The 24,243-nt window shown below is 62.9% G+C and carries 14 protein-coding genes; 5 read left to right on the top strand and 9 right to left on the bottom strand.

Annotation, left to right across the window (positions count from 1 at the left end; translation table 11 throughout):
• Window positions 1-104: 104 nt before the first annotated feature.
• Window positions 105-998 carry a putrescine utilization regulator PtrR gene (gene ptrR, locus QRN70_RS08200; protein WP_285416906.1) on the top strand — a complete coding sequence of 298 codons (894 nt, stop codon included), beginning with the start codon at window positions 105-107 and terminating at the stop codon, window positions 996-998.
• A 142-nt stretch (window positions 999-1,140) separates the two neighbouring features.
• Window positions 1,141-1,269, top strand: coding sequence for a PA1414 family protein (locus QRN70_RS08195; RefSeq protein WP_003184145.1), 129 nt, complete (start codon window positions 1,141-1,143; stop codon window positions 1,267-1,269).
• Window positions 1,270-1,391: 122 nt separating this feature from the next.
• Here QRN70_RS08195 and QRN70_RS08190 read toward each other — a convergent pair whose 3' ends face one another.
• The 6 genes from QRN70_RS08190 to speB all read right to left on the bottom strand — a co-directional run bounded on the left by QRN70_RS08190 (window position 1,392) and on the right by speB (window position 6,967).
• Window positions 1,392-1,640 (bottom strand): acyl carrier protein, encoded by a 249-nt coding sequence (locus QRN70_RS08190; protein WP_285416904.1) that lies wholly within the window; start codon window positions 1,638-1,640, stop codon window positions 1,392-1,394.
• Window positions 1,641-1,681: 41 nt separating this feature from the next.
• On the bottom strand, window positions 1,682-2,407 hold the full coding sequence (locus tag QRN70_RS08185; RefSeq protein WP_285416902.1) for an MBL fold metallo-hydrolase: 726 nt from the start codon (window positions 2,405-2,407) through the stop codon (window positions 1,682-1,684).
• Between the two features lie 84 nt (window positions 2,408-2,491).
• The gene (locus QRN70_RS08180) at window positions 2,492-3,871 is read right to left on the bottom strand and encodes a sodium:solute symporter family protein (RefSeq protein WP_285416887.1); all 1,380 of its coding nucleotides are present in this window, start codon (window positions 3,869-3,871) and stop codon (window positions 2,492-2,494) included.
• 154 nt (window positions 3,872-4,025) lie between these two features.
• Complete coding sequence (locus tag QRN70_RS08175) at window positions 4,026-5,528, bottom strand: purine-cytosine permease family protein (protein ID WP_285416886.1); 1,503 nt, start codon at window positions 5,526-5,528, stop codon at window positions 4,026-4,028.
• A 55-nt stretch (window positions 5,529-5,583) separates the two neighbouring features.
• Complete coding sequence (locus tag QRN70_RS08170; RefSeq protein WP_285416885.1) at window positions 5,584-6,006, bottom strand: YybH family protein; 423 nt, start codon at window positions 6,004-6,006, stop codon at window positions 5,584-5,586.
• A gap of 10 nt (window positions 6,007-6,016) precedes the next feature.
• Complete coding sequence (gene speB, locus QRN70_RS08165) at window positions 6,017-6,967, bottom strand: agmatinase (protein ID WP_003222717.1); 951 nt, start codon at window positions 6,965-6,967, stop codon at window positions 6,017-6,019.
• 339 nt (window positions 6,968-7,306) lie between these two features.
• On the opposite strand from speB, the gene QRN70_RS08160 reads away from it, so the two are divergent.
• Together QRN70_RS08160 and QRN70_RS08155 are read left to right on the top strand one after the other, a co-directional pair.
• Window positions 7,307-8,200 carry a LysR family transcriptional regulator gene (locus tag QRN70_RS08160; protein WP_007956593.1) on the top strand — a complete coding sequence of 298 codons (894 nt, stop codon included), beginning with the start codon at window positions 7,307-7,309 and terminating at the stop codon, window positions 8,198-8,200.
• 4 nt (window positions 8,201-8,204) lie between these two features.
• Window positions 8,205-8,801, top strand: a complete 597-nt coding sequence (locus QRN70_RS08155; protein ID WP_285416883.1) for a tRNA-uridine aminocarboxypropyltransferase — start codon at window positions 8,205-8,207, stop codon at window positions 8,799-8,801.
• 146 nt (window positions 8,802-8,947) lie between these two features.
• Here QRN70_RS08155 and QRN70_RS08150 read toward each other — a convergent pair whose 3' ends face one another.
• From QRN70_RS08150 to QRN70_RS08140, 3 genes are all read right to left on the bottom strand, one after another.
• Complete coding sequence (locus QRN70_RS08150) at window positions 8,948-10,309, bottom strand: HlyD family type I secretion periplasmic adaptor subunit (RefSeq protein WP_285416882.1); 1,362 nt, start codon at window positions 10,307-10,309, stop codon at window positions 8,948-8,950.
• A 9-nt stretch (window positions 10,310-10,318) separates the two neighbouring features.
• Entirely contained in the window at window positions 10,319-12,481 is a 2,163-nt protein-coding gene (locus QRN70_RS08145; RefSeq protein WP_285416880.1) for a type I secretion system permease/ATPase, read from the bottom strand.
• A gap of 169 nt (window positions 12,482-12,650) precedes the next feature.
• On the bottom strand, window positions 12,651-14,009 hold the full coding sequence (locus QRN70_RS08140; RefSeq protein WP_285416879.1) for a TolC family outer membrane protein: 1,359 nt from the start codon (window positions 14,007-14,009) through the stop codon (window positions 12,651-12,653).
• 532 nt (window positions 14,010-14,541) lie between these two features.
• On the opposite strand from QRN70_RS08140, the gene QRN70_RS08135 reads away from it, so the two are divergent.
• On the top strand, window positions 14,542-23,952 hold the full coding sequence (locus QRN70_RS08135; RefSeq protein ID WP_285416878.1) for a retention module-containing protein: 9,411 nt from the start codon (window positions 14,542-14,544) through the stop codon (window positions 23,950-23,952).
• The last annotated feature ends 291 nt before the right edge of the window (window positions 23,953-24,243 follow it).

Raw genomic sequence — 24,243 nt, 5'->3', positions numbered from 1 at the left:
GGTCTGAATTCCGTTCAAGGTTCGATGACCGTCAGGCTAGGACTGATTGACTTTCTTTAAAATTGAATAATAGTGAGTAACTTGTTCTGTTCGGGAGAAAGGTTGTGGAGTTCAGCCAACTGCGGATTTTCCAGGCCGTGGCGCAGGAGGGCTCGATCACCCGCGCCGCCGAACGCCTGCACCGCGTGCCATCGAACCTGTCGACCCGGCTCAAACAGCTGGAAGAGCAACTCGGTGTCGAATTGTTCGTCCGTGAGCGTCAGCGTTTGCAATTGTCGCCTGCGGGAAAAGTCCTGCTGGATTACACCGGCAAGCTGTTCGCCCTGCGCGATCAGGCCAGTGCGGCCGTGATGGGCGGGCAACCGGCGGGGGATTTTGTCCTGGGCACGCTGTACAGCACGGCGGCAATCCATTTGCCGGCGTTGCTGGCGCGCTATCACAAGCGTTATCCGGCGGTGAACCTGCAGGTGCAGGCGGGGCCCAGTGGCGAACTGCTCGAAGGCCTGCTCACCGGCCGCCTGGACGCCGCGCTGGTCGACGGTCCGCCGCAGTTGGCCGGCATCGACGGCGTGCCGCTGTGCGACGAGCGCCTGGTGCTGATCACCGAGCCGGATCATCCGCCGGTGCGCAGTGCCAGGGACGTCGAGGGCCGTGCGGTGTTCACCTTTCGCCATGGCTGCGCGTATCGGGCGCGGCTCGAGGCGTGGTTCGCCCACTATCAGGCGGCCATGGGACGGGCGATGGAGATCGAGTCCTACCAGGGCATGCTCGCCTGCGTGATCGCCGGCAGCGGGGTGGCGCTGATGTCGGCGTCGATGCTGGCCAGCCTGCCGGGGCGCGAAAGCGTGGCGGTGCACCCGTTGGCCGAGCCTTTTGCCAGTGCCACCACCTGGCTGATGTGGCGACGGGGCATGGTCGGCGCCAACCTCAACGCCTGGATCGAACAGCAGCAAGCGCTCTATCCCGTGGCCCCGAACGAAAGCCGGGAAACAGCTTGAACGAACGGTCAGGGATTTGGATCAATTCAGTAACAGATCATTGCGGATTTCGCCGAGCATTGCGTAGGACTTCGGACTATTATCAGTGCGAAGCGACCTCAGAATTCCGGCCGCTCAGCACTACCCTGAAGGGGGCATGACGATGAAAGAGAAAATTCAAAACTGGCTGCACGATTTGGGTGTTGCCCTCGGCTTGATCGAGCCGCCTCTGCAACCGGTACCGATTCGCACGGACGACGAACAGCGTCGACGTCAGCCTCGCCGGCGGTAGTGCTCAAATAAAGATCAACAGATCGCAGCCTCCGGCAGCGCCTGCAAAGAACATGCAGGTGCTGCCGGAGGCTGCGATTTTTTGCTTTTGAGCCGAGGCGATCGCGGCGAATCGCACCGCCCTCAATGCCGCCCGATCTCCAGCAGAAACCGGCTCAAATCATTCGCCGTCCTGGCGGTCTTGAGCATGTGATCCTCTTCGGCAGTGAACGCCGTCAGGCCGAATTCATCTTCCAGGTGGAAGATCAGATCCTCGATATCGGCTTTCTCCAGCCCCAACTGCGCCAGGCTGGTGCGGTCATCGAATTCGCGGTTTTCCAGCAGGCGCTTGATGAACCGGTGCACGGCGGCCCGCACGGCAGCTCTTCTCATGGCAGATATTTCATTGTGGTGTTGACTGATTACAGCAGGCCTCAAGCGTGTCGGCGCAGCCATTCGTCAATCATCGAACGCAGCTGCCCGCCGGAAAAACTGCCGAAGTGCCCGCCATGCACCGTGCGTACCGGCAACGCCTGCAGGCGCCGCAGACTGGCGGCGTAATCGTCCAGGTTGGAATGGTAGGCGTCTTCGATCAGCGGCCCGTCATAGATGATGTCGCCGCTGAACAGGGTCTGGCTGGCGGCCTCGTACAGGCTGATCCCGCCCGGCGAGTGCCCCGGTGTGTGCAGCACCTGCAGGGTGCGATTGCCCAGATCCAGCACATCGCCGTCCTCGACAAACCCGGTGGCTGGCGCCGCCTTGACCCGATATTCGGCATAGCACAGCGGGCAGTCCGGGTGCGCTTCGAACATGTCATCGCCGACGAACGCGCGACTCAAGTCATTCTCGCCGTCCGGCGCCGCGAGAATGTCCGCTTCGGCCCGGTGGACCAGGCGTTCGGCAAACTCATGGTGGCCGGCGATATGGTCGAAGTGGCAATGACTGGCCACCGCCACCAGCGGTTTTTCCGTCAGCCACGGCAACTGCTCGCGCAGGCTGACCAGGCCGGAACCGCTGTCGAGCAGCAGATCCTTGTCGCGGCCCTGCACGTGCCACAGGTTGCAGCGATAGAACGGGCGGATGTAGGGCTCGTGGATCAGGCGGATGCCGTCACTCAGGGTTTGCACGTCGAACCATTGATCGCGGGAAACAATCTTCATCGGCACTTTTCTCCAGACGAAAAAAACGGGTGTGGCAACCGACGCCACACCCGTCGAAGAAAGCAGCAAGTCGTTATGCAGAGCTTAGATCGCGCTGGTCACCGGGGCAGGACGGCGGGACAGCAGGCTGACCACCACGAAGCTCACCAGGCCCACGGCCAGGCTGTAGTAGATCGGCGTGTTGGCGTCCAGACCGTCCTTGACCATGAACAGCAGCGCCGTGGCGAAGCCCAGGCCCATGCTGGCGATGGCGCCGGCGGTGGTGGCGCGTTTCCAGAAGATCGCCCCGATCAGCGGGATCAGCATGCCGCCCACCAGCAGGTTGTAGGCCAGCGTCAGGGCGCTGATCACGTCGTTGACCACCAGCGCGATGCCCAGCACCACGACGCCGGTCAGCAGGGTGAACAGACGGTTGATGCCCAGGCTCGACTGTTTGCCGCCGCGCAGCTTCGGCAGCAGGTCTTCGGTCAGGGTGGTGGCCGCGGCGAGCAGGCCGGCACTGGCGGTGGACATCATCGCGGCCAGCGCGGCAGCGATCACCAGGCCACGGATACCATCGGGCAGCGACAGTTTGACGATAGCGGCGAAGGCGTTGTTGACGTTGTCCAGGTCCGGAATCAGCACGTGTGCGGCCATGCCGATCAGCGCACAGGCCAGACCGTAGAGAATGCAGTAGATCCCGGCGAAGCTGCCCGCATATTGAGCGACTTTTTCATTCTTGACGGTGAACACCCGTTGCCAGATGTCCTGACCGATCAGGATGCCGAAGAAGTAGATCATGAAGTAGGTGATGATCGTGTCCCAGCCGATGGTGGTGAAATTGAATGCAGTAGCAGGCAGTTTCAGCACCAGTTCGTCCCAGCCGCCGACGCGGTACAGACAGATCGGCAGCAGGATGAACATCAGGCCGACGGTCTTGATGATGAACTGGACGATGTCGGTCAGGGTCAGCGACCACATGCCGCCGATGGCCGAGTAGACCACCACCACGCCGCCACCCAGCAGCACCGAGATCCAGAACGGCAGGCCGAACAGCACTTGCAGCACGGTGCCGATGGCGAGGATCGAGGTCACGCCGATCATCAGCGCGTAGGCCAGCATGATCGCCGCGCTCGCCGAGCGGGCCATCGGGTTGTAGCGTTTTTCCAGGACCTGGGTAACGGTGTAGATCTTCAGCTTCAGCAGCGGTTTGGCGAGGAACAGGTTCAGCGCGACGATGCCGCAGCCCAGGGCCGCACACAGCCAGAAACCCGAGATGCCATGCACGTAACCCAGGCGCACGGTGCCGACGGTGGACGCGCCACCGAGTACGGTCGCGGCCATGGTGCCCATGTACAGGCTTGGACCGAGGTTACGCCCGGCCACCAGAAAATCTTCGTTGGTCTTGGCCTTGCGCATGCCGAAATAGCCGAGCAAGAGCATGCCGGCCGCGTAGATGAGGACGACGAATAAATCCAAAGCCATGATGGCGTGTCTCCGATTGTCTTTTTTATGTGAGGCGGAATTCTGTTCCCTGTGGGAGCGAGCTTGCTCGCGAAGGCGGTCTGTCAGTCACTTCAATGTTGAATGTGCTGAAGTCTTCGCGAGCAAGCTCGCTCCCACAGGGTTTTGTGTTTAATCAGGCGGCTTGGCGCAGTTGAGGTTTTTCCACGGCTTGGCTACGAACATCCGTGGGCCCGAACACTTCGCGCGGTTCCGGGAACAGGCTGAGCAGCATCAGGTACACCAGCGACGCCAGGCCGAGGGTCACCAGCAGGCTGATGTCGATACCGCCGGCCAGCTCACCCAGCGGCCCGACAAACTGCCCCGGCAGGTTGACGAAGCACAGGCCGACCGCCGCGCTCGGAATCCACGCGCCCAGGCCACGCCAGTTCCAGCCGTGGTTGAACCAGTAGCGCCCGCCCTGTTCGCCACGGGTGAACACTTGCAGGTCGTCCGGGCAATAGAAGCCGCGACGCACCAGCAGGCCGATGATCATGATGACCATCCACGGGGTGGTGCAGGTGATGATCAGCACGGCGAAGGTCGACACGCTCTGCACCAGGTTCGCCGCGAAGCGTCCGATGAAGATGAAGGCAATCGACAGTACGCCGATCAGCAAGGTCGCCTTGACCCGCGACAGCACCCGGGGGAACACGCTGGACATGTCCAGCCCGGTGCCATACAGCGAGGTGGTGCCGGTGGACATACCGCCGATCACCGCAATCAGGCACACCGGCAGGAAGAACCAGCTCGGCGATACCGCCAGCAGGCCGCCCACATAGTTGTTCGCCGCGATGTAGTCCGGTGCCTTGATCGCCACGATGGTCGCGGTGCTCAGGCCGAACAGGAACGGGATGAACGTGGCGATCTGCGACAGCACCACGGCGGCCATGATTCGCTGTTTGGAAGTGTTACGCGGGATGTAGCGAGACCAGTCGCCGAGGAACGCGCCGAAGGAAATCGGGTTGCTCATCGATACCAGCGCCGCGCCGATGAACGCCGCCCAGAAGCCCGGTTGACCGAAGTTCACCGTGCCCGCGTAGTTGACGTCGAACGGACCGGCGAAGGCGAAGATGCCCAGCAGGAACAACAGGCTGGCGCTCCATACGGCGATCTTGTTGACCCACAGCAGGAAGCGGAAGCCGTAGATGCACACGGTCAGCACCAGGATCGCAAACAGACCGTAGGCCAGGCCCAGGGTCAGATCGGTTTCCGGCAGACCGACCAGGCGCTTGGCCCCGCCGATCAGCGCATCCCCCGAACTCCACACCGAGAGCGAGAAGAAGGCAATGGCGGTCAACAGCGACAGGAACGAACCGACGATTCGCCCGTGCACGCCGAAGTGCGCACCGGACGACACGGCATTATTGGTGCCGTTGAGCGGGCCGAACAGGCCCATCGGTGCGAGGATCAGCGAGCCGAGCAGCACGCCCAGCACAATCGCCCAGACGCCGGCCTGGAAGGACAGGCCGAACAGCACCGGGAAACTGCCGAGCACGGCGGTGGCAAAGGTATTCGAACCGCCGAAGATCATCCGGAACAAGTCCGTCGGGCCTGCGGTGCGTTCGTGGTCCGGGATCTGTTCGACCCCGTGGGTTTCAATCTGCGTAAGGCTTTGGTCGTTGTTGTTGTTATTCATGATCTGCTCCGATCATAAAGGCGCGCTCATCGTGCGTGAGCGTCACCTGTTTTGGCTAAGGGGGTGGCAGCCCTTCCGGCATTGCGGACAAATGTTCGTGGCAGGCCAGCCAATGGCCTTGTTGTGCTAGGCTCGACGCTTGTTTTCGGAAAACAATCGTCTCGCGCTCCTGGCTGAAGTGTTGCTCCCCTTGCATGCGCAGCTCGGTGGCCACGTCATGGATGAAAATCGCCACGTCACCCTGCAGGCTGACGAAGGCGTTGCTCGAAGTGCACGACAGCACTTCGAAGCCATCCTCGGCGCGCCATCTGTCCCACAACGCCTGATAGGCATCGCGCGACAGCAGCGGCTGTTCGAGGGTGTAGAACACGAAGCTGGCATCGGCGCTGAACGCGCCGAAGTAAGCCTCGCGATCATTACGGGCGAAGGCGGCCACCAGCGCGGCAGCCGCTTGCAAGACCTGATCACGTTCGTTCATGGCCGAACCCTCAGCGGTGGACCACGCCAGGCAGTACGCAGAGCATTTCGTACAGCAGGTTGGCGGCCAGCAGCGAGGTGTTGCCGGTGGTGTCATAAGCCGGCGAGACTTCTACCAGATCGCAGCCGATCAGGTCGAGGCCCTGGCAGCCGCGAACGATTTCAATCGCCTGAATGGTCGTCAGACCACCGATTTCCGGGGTGCCGGTGCCTGGCGCCCAGGCCGGGTCGATACCGTCGATGTCGAAGCTCAGGTACACCGGGCCGCCGCCGACTTTCTCGCGCACTTCGGCCATCAGCGGCGCCAGCGACTTGTGCCAGCACTCTTCGGCCTGCACCACGCGGAAGCCCTGATCGCGGCTCCAGTTGAAGTCGTCAGCGGTGTAGCCCTGCGCACGCAGACCGATCTGCACCACGCGGTCGCAGTCCAGCAGGCCTTCTTCGACGGCGCGACGGAAGGTCGTACCGTGGGCGATCTTCTCGCCGAACATGTGATCGTTGACGTCAGCGTGAGCGTCGATGTGCACCAGACCGACCTTGCCGTGCTTTTTATGGATGGCACGCAGGATGGGCAGGGTGATTGTGTGGTCGCCACCCAGGGTCATCGGGATCACGTTGTGCTCGAGGATGTTGTCGTAGGCTTCTTCGATGATGCGCACGGCGTCGAGCAGGTTGAAGGTGTTGATCGCCACATCACCGATGTCGGCGACCGACAGCGAGTCGAACGGCGCAGCGCCGGTCGCCATGTTGTAGGGGCGGATCATCACCGATTCTGTGCGGATGTCGCGTGGCCCGAAGCGGGTGCCGGGGCGCAGCGAGGTGCCGATGTCCAGTGGCACGCCGACGAAGGCAGCGTCCAGACCGGCAGCCGTCGGTACATGGGGGAGTCGGAGCATGGTGGCGATGCCGCCGAAGCGCGGCATTTCGTTGCCGCCCAGTGGTTGGTGAAGAATCTTGTCCACGGGTAGGGCCTCATCGTCTTTGTTTTATTTATGTCGGCGCGCCGCATTCGCAAGGTCACGGGCACCGCTGTGGGCCGATTCTGCGAAATGTAGTGCAGCGGAAGAATCGCTACGGACAAAAACTTAGTTCAGAATTTTCTAAACTAATGCAGGCGCTGGAGATAGACTCCGCACTGTGCACCGGGGTGAACATGACGCCTCTGTGAGAGCGGGCTTGCCCGCGAACGCGCTGCGTCAGCAACTTGGAAAGCAACTGATACGACGTCTTCGCGAGCAAACCCGCTCCCACACGGAGGCGTATGTCTCAGACGCACCGAGTGTTCTTGTGATGGAGTGGACATGGCCAACGCTTTACCCGACCTGAAACTGTTGCGCATCTTCGTCAGCGTGGTGCGTCATCAGGGTTTTGCCAATGCGCAGCAGGAACTCAACCTGTCGACCTCGGCGATCAGCACCTACATGAGCCAGCTCGAGGCTGCGCTCGGCCTGGTGCTGTGCCATCGCGGCCGGGGCGGGTTCAGCCTGACCAGCAAGGGCGAGCTGTTCCACCAGGAAACCCTGCGCCTGCTCGCCGAACTCGAAGGCTTCGAGCAATACGCCGCCGCGCTCAAGGGCGAACTGCGTGGCACGCTCAACCTCGGGGTGATCGATTCGACGGTCAGCGACAAGGCCCTGCCGTTCGCCGAGGCCATCGGCGCCTACAGCCAGGAACACCCGGCGGTGCATCTGCACCTGTCGGTGATGAGCCCGTACGAGTTGCAGCTCGGCGTGCAGGACAATCGCCTCGACCTCGCCATCGGCGCGTTTTCCACGCGCATGAGCGGGCTGGTGTACATGCCGCTGTACCGCGAGCAGCACTGGTTGTATTGCAGCAGCCGCCACCCGTTGTTCAACGAACGGCGGATTCCCGAGCAGGTCATCACCCAGCAGCGCATGGTCGGCCGCGGCTACTGGAGCCAGGCGGAACTCGCCCGCCACGGTTTCAAGCACAGCGCGGCGACCGTGGAAAGCATGGAGGCGCAGCTGATTCTGGTGCTGTCCGGCGCCTACATCGGTTACCTGCCCGAGCACTATGCCCAGGCCTGGGCCGACAAGGGCGATTTGCGCGTGCTGCTGCCGGCGACCTTCGGTTACCAGGCGCCGTTTTCGATGATCATGCGCCGTGGCCGCAGCCGCGAACCGTTGATCCAGACTTTCCGAGACCTGCTCAAGGCCCAGCTCAATCAGGCATAAGAAAATGTCCAGACCCCAATGCCCGCGCTGCCTGCGCCCCCACACCCACTGCCTGTGCGCGCTGATCCCGAGTCTCGACAGCCGCACCCGAGTGCTGCTGTTGCAGCACTCGAGCGAGGTCAATCACGCGCTCAACACCGCACGGCTGGCAGCGCTCGGTTTGAACAATGCCGAACTGATCGTCGGCGAAGTGTTCGAGAATCTGCCTGCGCTGTTGAACCGGCCGGGGTATCGCGCGCGGTTGTTGTTTCCGGCGGACGATGCGCAGCCGATGCAGGCTTACCGCGAATCCGATGAACCGTTGTTGCTGGTGGTGCCGGACGGCACGTGGCGCAAGGCGCGCAAGATGCTGCACCTCAATCCGCTGCTGGCGGCGTTGCCCCGGGTGACGCTGGCGCAGGGCGGGGTTTCCCGCTATCGGCTGCGCAAGGCACCGGGGCCGGGGGCGTTGTCGACCATCGAGGCGATTGTGCAGGCGCTGGAAACTCTCGAAGCGCCGACGACGTTTGAGCCGTTGCTCACGCCGTTCGAGGCGCTGATCGAAGGGCAGATTGCGGCGATGGGGGCGGAGGTCTACCAGCGCAATCATTCTGGAAAGTAAGCGGTGTTGTCACTGGCCTCCATCGCGGGCAAGCCCGCTCCCACAGGTATGGCGTCGTACTCAGGTTTTGTGTTCGACAGGTACATTGTGGGAGCGGGCTTGCCCGCGAAGGGGCCAGATCATTCACCGCAAAGTCCGGATCATCACTACCGCTCGCGCATCGCCTCGGTCCGGGCCTTGAGCACCGGTTTGAGCAGGTAATCCAGCACGCTTTTCTCGCCGGTGATGATGTCCACCGTAGCGACCATCCCGGGAATGATCAGCAGCGGCTTCACGTCCCCACCGAGGTGGTTTTTGTCGGTGCGCACCTGAATCAGGTAGAAGCTGTTGCCCTTGTCATCGGTAATCGTGTCCGCGCCGATCAACTCAAGCTTGGCACTCAGCCCGCCGTAGATCGTGTAGTCGTAAGCACTGAACTTGACCATCGCCTTCTGCCCCGGATGCAGGAACGCCACGTCCTGCGGGCGCACTTTGGCTTCGATCAACAGGTTGTCTTCCAGCGGCACGATTTCGACCATGTCGCTGCCGGGCTGCACCACGCCGCCGATGGTGTTGACCTTCAATTGCTTGATCACCCCGTGCACCGGCGACGTCACCGTGGTGCGGCTGACGCGGTCGTCGATGGCGATGCTCGAGGCGGTGATTTTCGACAGGTCGGTGCGTTTCTCATTCAATTCCTTGGCGGCTTCGGAGCGGAAGGTCTGCTCCGATTCGTCGATCTTGCTCTTGATCTCGTTGATCGCCGATTCGGCGCGAGGAATCGCCAGGGTGGTGGCATTCAGCGAGCCACGAATTTCCACCGCACTGCGCTTGAGCCGCAGGATCTCCACCGGCGATACCGCGCCGGTCTTGATCAACGGTTCGGACATGTTCATCTCTTGCTGCAGCAGCGCCAGGCTGGAACTGAACTGGCCTTGCTTGGAGCGGAACTCCGCCAGCTCCTGGGTCTTCTGCCGCAGTTGTTCGCTGAGGGTGCGCTGCTCGCTGGCCAGACGACGCTGGCGTTGTTCGTACAGCGCGCGTTCATCCTCGGCCACTTGCGGCGCCTTGCTGATGACTTCTTCGGAGAGCTTGAACGGCCGTCCCTCGGCTTCGGCGGACAGGCGTTCGACCTGCGCGGTCAAGGCGTAGCGATCGGCCTCGCTCTCGCCCTTGTTCGACAGGAATCGCGTGTCATCCAGGCGCAGCAGGGTATCGCCCTTGTTCACCATTTGCCCTTCACGGACGAAGATCTCGGTGACGATCCCGCCCTCGAGGTTCTGGATCACCTGGACCTTGCTCGACGGAATCGCCTTGCCTTCGCCCATGGTCACCTCCTGGAGCACGGCGAACTTGGCCCATACCAGCGCACTGATCAGCAGCGCCGCCGCCAGCCACACGGTGATCCGCGACCAGCGTGGCGAGTCCTGCAGGGACGCGCCAGCGGTTTCCGGCATGTACTCGGCCTCGGCGCTTTTGCCGAAGCTCTCGAAGTAGCCGCGCGACTTGCCATCGGATGCAGCAGACATGGCTAACTCCTAGACCGCCGCCGAGCCGACCCGGCCCTTGCGCAGCGCGTCGATGACCGCTTCTTTCGGACCGTCGGCGACGACCCGGCCGTTGTCCAGCACCAGCAACCGGTCCACCAGGCTCAGCATCGAGGTGCGGTGGGTGACCAGTAAAAGCGTCTTGCCCTGCACCCAGCCGTGCAGTTTCTGCCGCAGCTGATCTTCGCTGCTGTTGTCCATGGCGCTGGTGGGTTCGTCGAGCAGCATGATCGGCGGGTCGAGCAACAACGCCCGTGCCAGCAGTACCGCCTGGCGCTGGCCGCCGGAAAGCAGTTGGCCGCGTTCGCCGACCGGTCGGTCGAAGCCCTGCGGATGCTGGCGCGCGAGTTCGGTGACGCCGGTCAGTTCAGCCACTTCGAGCATGCGCGAGTCGCTGATGTAGCGTGCGCCGAGGGTCAGGTTGTCGCGCAGGCTGCCGGCCAGCAGCGGCAGGTCGTGAGCGACATAGCCGATCTGCTGGCGCAGGTCGGCGACATCCAGTTGTCGCAGATCGAGGCCGTCGAGCAGCAACTGGCCTTCTTCCGGTTCGTAGAACCCCATCAGCAGCCGCGCCAGGGTGCTCTTGCCCGAGCCGCTGCGGCCGATGATGCCGATCCGTTCGCCGGGCCTGACGCTGAAACTGACGTTGCTCAGGGCCGGAGCGTTTTGCCCGTTGTAGTGGAACGTCACGGCATTGGCGTCGATGGCGCCCTGCAATTGCGTGCGCTCCAGCGGCCGTTGCTTGCCGTCGCGCTCCTGCGGCAGGGCCATCAGCGCGTCGGTGCTTTTCATGGTCAACTGCGCTTGCTGGTAGCGGGTAATCAACCCGGCAATCTGCCCGAGCGGTGCGAGCACGCGGCTGCCGAGCATATAGGTCGCCACCAGCGCGCCGACACTCAGGTTGCCGGCGATGATGCTGTAGACCCCGGCCACAATCGTCGCCATCCCGGAAAACTGCTGGATGAACAGCGTGCCGTTGGTGGCCAGCGCCGACAGATTGCGCGCATGGCTGTCGAGGCGGGTGAGGGCGCCGTGGGTGCTTTCCCATTTGTGCTGGCGCTCGCTTTCGGCGCTGCAGGCCTTGAGGGTTTCCAGGCCGCCGAGGGTTTCGATCAGCAGCGCCTGGCGCTCGGCGCCGAGGCTCAGGCTTTTCTGCACGGTGTCGCGCAGGCGAACCTGGATAATCAGCGCGAAGATAATCGTCAGCGGAAACGCCAGCAGCGGAATCGCCACCAGCCAGCCACCGAGCAGGCCGATCACCACCAGCATCAACACCACGAACGGCAGGTCGATCAGGCTGGTCAGGGTCACGGCGGTGAGGAATTCGCGCAGGCCCTGGAAGTCATGAATGCTCTGCGCGAAACCGCCGATGGTTGCCGGGCGTGCCTTCATTGCCATGCCGGTGATGCGTTCGAACAATGTCGCGGAAAGGATCACATCGGTTTTCTTCCCGGCGGTGTCCAGCAGGTGCGCACGCACCACCCGCAGCACCAGTTCGAAACCGGTGCCGATCAGCAGGCCGATGGCCAGCACCCACAGGGTCGACGTGGCCTGGTTCGGCACCACGCGGTCGTAGGTCTGCATGACGAACAGCGGCACCATCAGGCCTAAAAGGTTGATCAGGAAACTGGCGAGGATCGCGTCGCTGTACAGCCATTTCGACAGCTTCAGGGTGTCGCGAAACCACGCATGCACCCTGGGCACCAGCGGTGAACGCAGGTCTTCCAGTTCGTGCCGCGGACGGGCGAACAGGGCCTGGCCGCTGTAATGTTCGGCGAGTTCTTCGCGGCTGAGCCATTGTTCGCCGCCATCGGCTTCGCTGGGCAGGATCAGCGCCTTGCCGTCATCGCTCAAGCGTCGCAGCACCGCCGTGCGGCCGTCGTTGAGCAGCAGCAGGATCGGCAGGTTGAGCGGCGAGATGTCTTTCAGTTCACGGCGCAACAACCGCGCCTGCAACCCGGCACGGGCCGCCGCGCGCGGCAGCAGGTCGAGGCTCAGGCGTTGTTTATTGAGGGGCAGGCCGGCGCTCAGGCTGGCGCGACTGACGATTGCGCCGTGCAGCTTGCAGAGAATCAACAGACCGTCGAGTAACGGATCATCGAAGCTCAGCCGCGGATCGATCCCGGCGTTACCGCCTTCGGCCATGCTGGTCATATTGAGCGCTCCCGTTGAACTGACTCGGCTATTGATCGTTCTCACGCTCCGCGTTGATCGTTGCCACGCTCTGCGTCGGAATGCAGCCCATGACGCTGCGCGTCACTGGACGCGGAGCGTCCCCAGAGGCATTCCCACGCGGAGCGTGACAACGATCAGATCATCGGGACTACTTCAGCTCGGGCAGGCGTGCCTCGCTTTTCACTTCGGAGGCGGCGATCGCATCGGCCGGCAGCACCACCCGTTGCTTGCTCAGCAATTGCCCCATGTTGGCCAGTACGCGGTACATCGAATATTCCTCGGTGTAGCGGATTTCGGTGTAGCGGCGGTTGGCGTTGTACAACTCGTTCTCGCTGTCGAGCAGGTCGAGCAAGGTGCGCTGGCCGAGGCCGAACTGATCCTGATAGGCGGCGCGCACGCGTTTGGTGGTCTCGGCGTATTCGCGGGCGGTCGGGGTCTGCTTCTTGGCGTTTTCCATGGCGTTCCACGCCAGGCGAATGTTTTCGTTGAGCTGGCGCAGGGCGTTGTTGCGGATGTCCATGGCCTGATTGATCTGGTGCGCATCGGACGCCAGGCGCGCCTTGTCGCTGCCGCCACGGAACAGGTTGTAGTTCATGATCACGCCGACGCGCCATTCGTTGTCGTGGCCTTCGTCGCCCTGCACGTTGTTGTTGGCGCCCACCGCCGCTTCCGCGTCGAAGCGTGGATAGAACGGCGACTTGGCGACTTCGTACTGGCTCTCGGCCGATTGCACGTCGGCCTGGGCGGATTTCAGATACGGATTGTTGTCGACCATGCTCTGCTGGGCTTCGCGCAGGTCGGCGGGGACTTCGCCGCGGGTCGAGGCCGGGGCTTCCAGCTCATCAGGCATGCGCCCGACCACACTGTAGAAGTTGGCCTCGGCGTCGGCCAGGTCGACTTCGGCCGTGTCGAGGTTGTTCTGCGCCAGCGCCTTGCGCGCTACCGACTGGTCGGAGTCGGCGGTGCTGCCGACGCCGCGCTCGGTGCGCAGGCCGATCTGGTCGTTGACCCGCAGGTGCGCCTGCAGGTTGTTCTTGGCCAGGGTCACCAGTTCGCGGCGCTTGAGCACTTCGAGGTAGACCTCGATGGTGCGCAGGGCCAGGTCCTGTGCGGTGCCTTGCGCGTAGTACGCGCGCGAATTGGAAACGCCCTTGGTGCGCTCGACCTCATTGGCGGTGTTGAACCCGTCGAACAGCATCTGCCGCAACCGCAGCTCGGACTGGGTGTAATTGAGGATTGCCGTGTGGTGATTGCCCAGGGCCCGGGTGTTGGTGTTGTCGCTGTAGCCACGGCCGTAAGCGGCATTCAAGTCGACGGACGGATAGAAGCCGCCCTTGGCGACTTTCACCTGTTCATCGGCCGACAGCTTGGCATCCACGCGCGAAGCCAGGTCGGGGTGGCTGGCGATGGTGCTTTGAATGGCTTCGGTAAGGTTCATGGCCTGCGCTTGGGAAGTGCAAGCCATGGCCAGCAAAACCGCGCTGCAGAGGGGGGTTAGAACGCGCATGGGTGCATCTCCCTGAGTCCTGATGGTGTATCGCTGTCGCCAATTTATTGACGATATTTTTAGTCAAAAGCGTTTCATGCCTGTAACAACAGAGCTAAGAACATCCTGAAGCGTAGCTAAGAAAAATTTTTCATATGGGTTATGCCAAAAAAAACTTATGCGCCTGGCCAAAAGCAGCACATTGTTCGTCTCGAAAGCCTTTGTTTTATGCGCTTTAGGGAGCACAGAAAGGCTTGAGGAAAGTTCCACTCACTTTGCGACATACGGCGAAGTACTGCTAAAGGGGAGGGACGCGTAGCGGTTGATGGGCGACAGATTTTTGTCACTCGGGTGATTCACCACCGTTACGTAGCGCTAGTGGGCATGTGGCATCGATCAGGGGTCCGAAGTGCTTGATAGCACTGGGATTCCTGGATGTGCGCAACCTGCGAAACGAACTGCCGCGGCGCGAGCGTCGCCCCGGCAACCCGCTTGAGCCATGGGCTGCTTCGCGAACCAGTGCCGACGGTGGTCGGCAGCGGAGGAAATGCACATGGCAACGCTCATCGGGATCGTCACTAAAGTCATTGGTCAGGTTTTCGCGCAAGGCAGCGATGGTCATCGTCGCGCGCTGGTCGAGGGCGATCGGCTGTTTGCTGGCGATCAATTGATCACCGGCGCGGAAGGCGCCGTCGCCGTTCATCTGCAAAATGGCCAGGAACTGACCCTGGGCCGTGACAGCAGCCTGACCATGACCGGCCAGTTGCTGGCCAATCACGCGCCCCATGTGGATGCCCCGGAAGCGTTGACCCCGACCGATGCGCAACTGAGCGACGTCGAGCAGATCCAGAAAGCGATTGCCGCGGGTGATGACCCGAGCAAATCTGCCGAAGCCACGGCCGCCGGGCCGGACGCGCCGTCCGATCCCAACGGTGGCAAGGGCGGTGGCCACACCTTCGTGTTGCTCACCGAAGTGGGCGGGCGGGTCGATCCGGTGATCGGTTTCCCCACCGCCGGGTTCAACGGCATTCCCGAATTCCCCGAAGAACGGCACAACGCCGTGATCGATAATGGCGATGACACGCCGGCCCCTGTGGTGCCGCCGGTCAACAACCCTGTGACGCTTACGGGCCTGGCTGTGGCGGGCGGCGAACTCAGCGTCAACGAGGCCAATCTGCCGGACGGCTCGGCCAGCAACAGCGGTGCGCTGACCCAGAGCGGCAGTTTCACCGTCACGGCCCCCGACGGCCTGACCAGCCTGAGCATCGGCGGCATCAATGTCATCGTCGGCGGCGTGCCGATCAGCTTCCCGCAGTCGCTCACCACACAACTGGGCAATACCCTGACCATCAACGGCTACAACCCGGCCACCGGCACGGTCAGCTACAGCTACACCCTCAATGGCAACGAAACCCACGCGGCGGGTGACGGCGCCAACAGCCTCAGCGAACAATTCACCGTGATTGCCGGCGACAGCAATGGCGACAGCGCCACCGGTACGCTCGACGTCAACATCACCGACGATGTGCCAAAAGCCATCGACGACAGCAATCCCGACAGCGCTTCGGAAACCCTGCTGACCCTCACTGGCAATGTGTTGCCCAACGACATCCAGGGTGCCGACCGCATTCCCGTTGGCCCCAACAGCGGCCCGGTGATTGCCGGCACCTTCGTCGGTACCTACGGCACCCTGGTGCTCAACGCCAACGGCACTTACACCTACACCCTCAACACCAGCGATGCCGACTTCAAGGCCTTGCACGGCGGCGGCAATGGCACCGAAACCTTCACCTACACCCTTACCGATTCGGACGGCGACACCAGCACCGCCAACCTCGTGCTGCAGATTCACAACAACGACGACCCGGTGATCATCAACGGCCTCGATGTGAATGGCGGCGAACTCACCGTCTACGAAAAAAACCTCAGCGACGGCAGCGCTCCGGACACCACCGCGCTGACGCAAAACGGCACCTTCACCATTACCGCGCTGGACGGCGTGACCACGCTGACCGTCGGCGGCATTGCCGTGGTGACCAATGGTGTGGCCGCCGGTTTCCCGCAATCGGTGACAACGCCGCTGGGCAGCACCCTGACCATCACCGGCTTCAACGCCGCCACCGGAGTTGTCAGCTACAGCTACACCCTGGTCGACAACGAAGCGCACCCAACCGCCAACGGCGCCAACACGCTGAGCGAACAGTTCGCCGTGACCGTGGTCGATGACAACGGCACCACCGCCAACGCTTCGCTGGATGTAAATATCGTCGACGATCTGCCCAAAGCCATCGACGACAGCAACACCGGCACGGCAGCGGAAACCAACCTGACCCTGACCGGCAACGTCCTGACCAACGACGTGCAAGGCGCCGACCGCGTACCGACCGGCGAAAACGCCGGGCCGATCACTGCCGGCACTTTCGTCGGTACCTACGGTACCCTGGTGCTCAACGCCAACGGCACCTACACCTACACGCTCAACACCAGCGACGCCGATTTCAAAGCGCTGCACGGCGGCGGCAATGGCACCGAAACCTTCACCTATACCCTTACCGATTCGGACGGCGATACCAGCACCGCGAATCTGGTTTTGCAGATCCACAACAACGACGATCCGGTGATCATCAACGGGCTGAACGTCGCGGGTGGCGAGCTGACGGTTTTCGAGAAAAACCTCAGCGATGGCAGCGCTCCGGACTCAACCGCGCTGACGCAAAACGGCACCTTCACCATCACTGCGCTGGACGGCGTGACCACGCTGACCGTCGGCGGTATTGCCGTGGTGACCAACGGCGTGGCCGCAGGCTTCCCGCAATCGGTGACGACGCCTTTGGGTAGCACGCTGACCATTACCGGTTTCAATGCTGCGACCGGAGTTGTCAGCTACAGCTACACCCTGGTCGACAACGAAGCACACCCAACCGCCAACGGCGCCAATACGCTGAGCGAACAGTTTGCCGTGACGGTCGTTGACGACAACGGCACAACCGCCAACGCAAACCTCGACGTCAACATCGTCGACGATCTGCCCAAAGCCATCGACGACAGCAACACCGGCACGGCGGCGGAAACCAACCTGACCCTGACCGGCAACGTCCTGACCAACGACGTGCAAGGCGCCGACCGCGTACCGAACGGCGAAAACGCCGGGCCGATCACTGCCGGCACTTTCGTCGGTACTTACGGCACCCTGGTGCTCAACGCCAACGGCACCTACACCTACACCCTCAACACCAGCGATGCCGATTTCAAAGCGCTGCACGGCGGCGGCAATGGCACCGAAACCTTCACCTACACCCTTACCGATTCGGACGGCGACACCAGCACCGCCAACCTCGTGCTGCAGATTCACAATAACGACGATCCGGTGATCATCAACGGGCTGAACGTCGCGGGTGGCGAGCTGACGGTTTTCGAGAAAAACCTCAATGACGGCAGCGCTCCGGACTCAACCGCACTAACGCAAAACGGCACCTTCACCATTACCGCGCTGGACGGCGTGACCACGCTGACCGTCGGCGGTATTGCCGTGGTGACCAACGGCGTGGCCGCAGGCTTCCCGCAATCGGTGACGACGCCTTTGGGTAGCACGCTGACCATCAGCGGTTTCAATGCTGCGACCGGTGTCGTGAGCTACAGCTACACCCTGGTCGACAACGAAGCGCACCCAACCGCCAACGGCGCCAACACGCTGAGCGAGCAGTTCGCCGTGACGGTCGTTGACGACAACGGCACCACCGCGAATGCAAACCTCGATGTGAACATCGTCGACGATCTGCCCAAGGCCATCGACGACAGCAACACCGGCACGGCAGCGGAAACCAACCTGACCCTGACCGGCAACGTCCTGACCAATGACGTGCAAGGCGCCGACCGCGTACCGACCGGCGAAAACGCCGGGCCGATCACTGCCGGCACCTTCGTCGGTACCTACGGGACCCTGGTGCTCAACGCCAACGGCACGTACACCTACACGCTCAACACCAGCGATGCCGATTTCAAAGCGCTGCACGGCGGCGGCAATGGCACCGAGACCTTCACCTACACCCTGACCGATTCGGACGGCGACACCAGCACCGCCAACCTCGTGTTGCAGATCCACAACAACGACGACCCGGTGATCATCAACGGCCTCGATGTGAATGGCGGTGAGTTGACGGTCTACGAGAAAAACCTCAGTGACGGCAGCGCTCCGGACACCACCGCGCTGACGCAAAACGGCACCTTCACGATCACCGCGCTGGACGGCGTAACCACGTTGACCGTCGGTGGTATTGCCGTGGTGACCAATGGCGTAGCCGCAGGCTTTCCGCAATCGGTGACGACGCCGCTGGGCAGCACCCTGACCATTACCGGTTTCAACGCCGCGACCGGAGTTGTGAGCTACAGCTACACCCTGGTCGACAACGAAGCGCATCCAACCGCCAACGGCGCCAATACGCTGAGCGAGCAGTTTGCCGTGACGGTCGTTGACGACAACGGCACCACCGCCAATGCTTCGCTGGATGTGAACATCGTCGACGATCTGCCCAAAGCCATCGACGACAGCAACACCGGCACGGCAGCGGAAACCAACCTGACCCTGACCGGCAACGTCCTGACCAATGACGTGCAAGGCGCCGACCGTGTGCCGACCGGCGAAAACGCCGGGCCGATCACTGCCGGCACTTTCGTCGGCACCTACGGCACCCTGGTCCTCAACGCCAACGGCACCTACACCTACACCCTCAACACCAGCGATGCCGATTTCAAAGCGCTGCACGGCGGCGGTAACGGCACCGAAACTTTCACCTACACCCTTACCGATTCGGACGGCGATACCAGCACCGCGAATCTGGTGCTGCAGATCCATAACAACGACGACCCGGTCTATCTCAACGGCCTCGACGTCAACGGTGGCGAACTCACTGTCTACGAGAAGAATCTCAGCGACGGCACCAGCCCCGACGCCACGGCGCTGACCCAGAGCGGCACCTTCACCGTCACGGCCCTCGATGGTCTGCAAACCCTCACGGTCGGTGGCATCGCTGTGGTGACCAATGGCGTGGCCGCCGGTTTCCCGCAGTCGATCACCACGCCGCTGGGCAGCACCCTGACCATCACCGGCTATAACCCGGCGACCGGCGTGGTCAGCTACAGCTACACCCTGGTCGACAATGAGGCGCATCCCACCGGCAACGGTGCCAACAGCCTCACCGAGAACTTCAACGTGGTGGCGACCGATACCGACGGCAGCAGCGCCAGCGGCCAGATCAACGTCAACATCATCGATGACCTGCCCAGTGCCCATCCGGACGCTGCGTCGGTGGTGGAGGGCGGTACCGTCAGCGGCAACGTGCTGGACAACGACATCGGCGGCGCCGACGGCCCGGCCGTCACCGGCGCAGTCGTCGGTGTCCGTGCCGGCGCGGACACCTCGACGTCGGCCATCGGCGGGCTCAACAGCAACATCAACGGCACATACGGCTACCTGACCCTGGACGCCAACGGCAACGCGGTCTATCACAGCAACCCGAACGCCGTCAGCGGCCCCGGCGCGGTGGATGTGTTCACCTACACCGTGCGTGATTCCGATGGCGATGAAAGCACCACGACCATCACCATCGACGTCTCCAACAGTTGCCTGAAAGCCACCAGCGACAGTGACGTCACCGTCTACGAGAAAGCCCTCGACCTGAACAAGGATGGCCAGGACCTGGCGGCCGGCACCGTGGTCGGCAGCGATCCGAGCAGCACCGGCGAGACCGCGTCCGGCACCCTCGTCGGTTCGGTCACCGGCGCGGTCGGCGCGATCACCTATGCACTGGTCGGCAGCGCCACCGGCAACTACGGGCAGATCGTCCTCAACCCCAACGGCACCTACACCTACACCCTGACCTCACCGGCCAGCACCACGCCGCTTGCCGACGACGGCGCCAACACCCTGCACGAGACCTTCACCTATCAGGCCACCGATTCGCTGGGCAACGTCGTCACCAGCACCATCGATGTCAGCATCGTCGACGACGTACCGAAAGCACTCAACGACAGCAACGCCGTGACCGCGTCGGAAACCCAGTTGACCCTCAGCGGCAACGTGCTGAGCAATGACGTGCAAGGCGCGGACGTGGTGGCGACCGGGCCGAATGCCGGTCCGATCACCCCCGGCACGTTCGTCGGCACCTACGGCACCCTGGTGCTCAACGCCAACGGCACGTACACCTACACCCTCAACACCAGCGATGCCGACTTCAAGGCGCTGCACGGCGGCGGTAACGGCACCGAAACCTTCAGCTACACCTTGACCGATGCCGACGGCGACACCAGCACCGCCAACCTGGTGCTCAACGTGCACAACAATGACGACCCGGTGCTGCTCAACGGCCTCGACGTCTATGGCGGCGAACTCACCGTCTACGAGAAGAATCTCAGCGACGGCACCAGCCCCAATACCCCGGCGCTGACCCAGAGCGGCACCTTCACCGTCACCGCCCTCGACGGCTTGCAAACGCTCACGGTCGGCGGCATCGCCGTGGTCACCAATGGCGTGGCCGCCGGTTTCCCGCAGTCGATCACCACACCGCTGGGCAGCACCTTCGTCGTCACCGGCTACAACCCGGCGACCGGCGTGGTCAGCTACAGCTACACCCTGGTCGACAACGAAAACCACCCGAGCGGCAACGGCGCCAACAGCCTCAGCGAAAACCTCAATGTGGTGGCGACCGATACCGACGGCAGCAGCGCCAGCGGCCAGATCAACGTCAATATCATCGACGACCTGCCAACCGCCAAGGCCGATACCGGCTCGGTGGCGGAGGGCGGTACCGTCAACGTCAGTGTGCTCGGCAACGACGTCACCGGCGCCGATGGCGCTGCGGCGGGCGGTGCAGTGGTCGGCGTGCGTGCCGGTGCGGACACCTCGTCCTCGGCGATTGGCGGGCTCAACAGCAACATCAACGGCAGCTACGGCTACCTGACCCTGGATGCGGCCGGCAACGCGGTCTATCACAGCAATCCGAACTCGGTGAGCCCACCGGGTGCCACCGACACGTTCACCTACACCATTCGCGACGGTGACGGCGACGAAAGCACCACGACCATCACCATCAACGTCGCCGACAGCAAACTCGTCGCCTCGGTCGACCAGGACGTGACGGTCTACGAAAAAGCCCTCGATCTGACCAAGGATGGCCAGGACCTAGCCGCCGGTACGGTCACCGGCAGCGACCCTGGCAACACCGGCGAAACGGCCAGCGGTACGCTGGTCGGCGCGGTCACCGGTGGCAGCGGTGCGCTGACCTACAGCCTGGTCGGCAGCACCACCGGCGCCTACGGGCAGATCCAGCTCAACGCCGATGGCACCTACACCTACACGTTGACCTCGGCGCCGAAAACCACGCCGAACGCCAACGACGGCGCCAATACCCTGAGCGAAAGTTTCACCTACAAGGCCACCGACGCACTGGGCAACAGCACCACCAGCACCCTCGTGGTCAACATCGTCGACGACGTGCCGAAAGCGGTGGCCTCGGATCGCTCGGTGGCGGCGGTGGAAATCGATTCCAACGTGCTCATCGTCCTCGACATCTCCGGCAGCATGGCCGACGCCTCCGGCGTACCGGGCCTGTCGCGGCTGGACCTGGCCAAGCAGGCGATCAGCGCCTTGCTCGACAAGTACGACGATCTCGGCGATGTGAAAGTGCAGCTCGTCACCTTCAGCAGCAACGCTGCCGACCGCACCTCGGTGTGGGTCGACGTGGCGACGGCCAAGACCCTGCTCGCCGGTCTCAGCGCCGGTGGCGGCACCAACTACGACGCCGCTGTGGCGACGATGTACAACGCGTTCAACACCGCGGGCAAACTCACCGGGGCGCAGAACGTCGGCTACTTCTTCTCCGACGGCAAACCCAACGAGGGTGATATCGGCACCGCCGACGAAGCGACGCTGAAAAGCTTCCTCGATGCCAACAACATCCGCAACTACGCGATCGGCCTCGGCAGCGGCGTGAGCAATGCCAACCTCGATCCGCTGGCCTATGACGGCATCAGCCACACCAACACCAACGCGGTGGTGGTGACTGATCTCAACCAGCTCAACTCGGTACTGTCCGGTACCGTGATGGGCGCGCCGGTCACCGGTTCGCTGCTGGGCGAGGGCGGCACGTTCGGTGCCGATGGCGGCTTCATCAAATCCATCGTCATTGACGGCACCACGTACACCTACGATCCGAAAGCCCTCAGCGGCCAAGGCTCGCTGACCGCCACAGGTGGCGCCAACCACGGTACGTTCAACACGGCAAACAACACGTTGAGCATCGCCACCAACAACAGCGGCACCCTGGTCATCAATCTCGACAGCGGTGACTACAGCTACACCTCGCAGAAAACCACTGCCGTGGTGATCACCGAGAATATCGGTTTCACCGTCAGCGATAACGATGGCGACCTCGCCAGCTCGACGCTGACCGTGAAAGTGATCCCCAACGCGCCACCGGTGGCGGTCGACGACCATGTCATCACCAACGTGCTGTCGGGCAACATCGTGGTGCCGGGCGAGCTGCTGCTGGCCAACGACAGCGACCCCAACGGCGACACGCTCAACGCTTCGCCGACCACCTTCAATACCGGCTGGGTGGCCAAGGGGGCGGATTTCACCGGAACCGGCGCGATCAACTTCAGCGGCACCAACGTCAACAACGCCGCCAACCAGAACCTGCCGGACGTGCGCAGTGCGTTTGCTGCCAACGCGGCCGCCATGACCGCCGTCCTGGTGATCAGCGGCTACCTCGGTTCGGTGACCAACGCCAATGCCAACGATGAAGACCTGATCACCGTCAAACTGAAACAGGGCGAAACCCTCAACCTGGATCACAACCTGGCGGCCGGGCACATCACCATGGAGTACTCGGTCAACGGCGGCGCATTCGTCAGCATCGCCGACGGCGGCACCATCACCGCCGGCGCCGATGGCACGTATCAGATTCACCTGACCAACGTCAGCAACAGCAGCGGCAGCAACCCCAACGCTGCGGAAAACTATCAACTGACCATGACGGTCAACTACGCCGGGGCGCACGACCTCACCCCGGATTACCATGGCACCTACACCGCCAACGACAACCATGGCGGCAGCGATTCCGCCGCGGTGACCATCAGCTACCAGGACGGTCACACCCTCACCGGCACCTCGGGGGACGACGTGTTGGTGGCCGGCAATGGCGACAACATCCTCAACGGTGGCGATGGCAACGACGTGCTCACCGCCGGCTCGGGCAACAACGAGCTGCATGGCGGCGCCGGCAATGACCTGCTCTACAGCGGCCCGGGCAACGACCTGCTCGACGGCGGCGCCGGCAACGACACGGCCAGCTACGCCCATGCCACCGCCGGGGTGACGGTCAACCTGGGCCTGCTCGGTGCGCAGAACACCGTCGGTGCCGGGACCGACACCCTGACCGGCATCGAAAACCTGGTCGGCTCGAACTTCAACGACACCCTCACCGGCGACAACAATAACAACGTGATCACCGGTGGCCTGGGCAACGACATCCTCAATGGCGGCGGCGGTGACGACCTGCTGATCGGCGGGATGGGCAACAACACCCTGACCGGCGGATCGGGGGCCGACACCTTCCAGTGGCTCAAGGGCAACAGCGGCCACGATGTCATCACCGACTTCACCCCCGGCACCGACAAGCTCGACCTGTCGCAACTGCTGCAAGGTGAAAACGGCACGGCGGCGTCGCTGGACGACTACCTGCACTTCACCGTCAGTGGCAGTGGCGCGTCACTGGTCACCAGCATCGACGTCAGCGCCATGGCCGGCGCCACGCCGAACCAGACCATCGACCTGGCCGGTGTCAACCTCGCCAGCCACTACGGCGTGACCCCGGGGGCGGGCGGGGTGATTGCCGGTGGCCACGACACGGCGACGATCATCAACGGCATGTTGAATGACCATTCGCTGAAGGTCGATACCGTGTGACCGACGCCTGAAACGACAAAACCCGCCACCGCGTTTGCGCGCGATGGCGGGTTTTCTCCATTTTGATCGTTCCAAAGTCTGCACCTGATCGTTTCCACGCTCAGTATCTGATCGTTCCCACGCTCTGCGTGGGAATGCCGCCCGGGACGCTCCGCGTTCCTCGCGATCCAGCGCCGAACACTGGCGTGGCAGCATGGCCACACCAAGCCTGGGAACGCCCACTATCGAATGCTCATCGCGACGCCTGATCGTTCCCACGCTCTGCGTGGGAACGCCGCCCGGGACGCTCCG

The sequence above is a fragment of the Pseudomonas sp. efr-133-TYG-5 genome (assembly GCF_030209175.1).
In the GTDB taxonomy this organism is placed as follows: domain Bacteria; phylum Pseudomonadota; class Gammaproteobacteria; order Pseudomonadales; family Pseudomonadaceae; genus Aquipseudomonas.
Note: the sequence above shows the minus strand (reverse complement) of the source record. Positions and strands in the feature narration are given on the sequence as shown.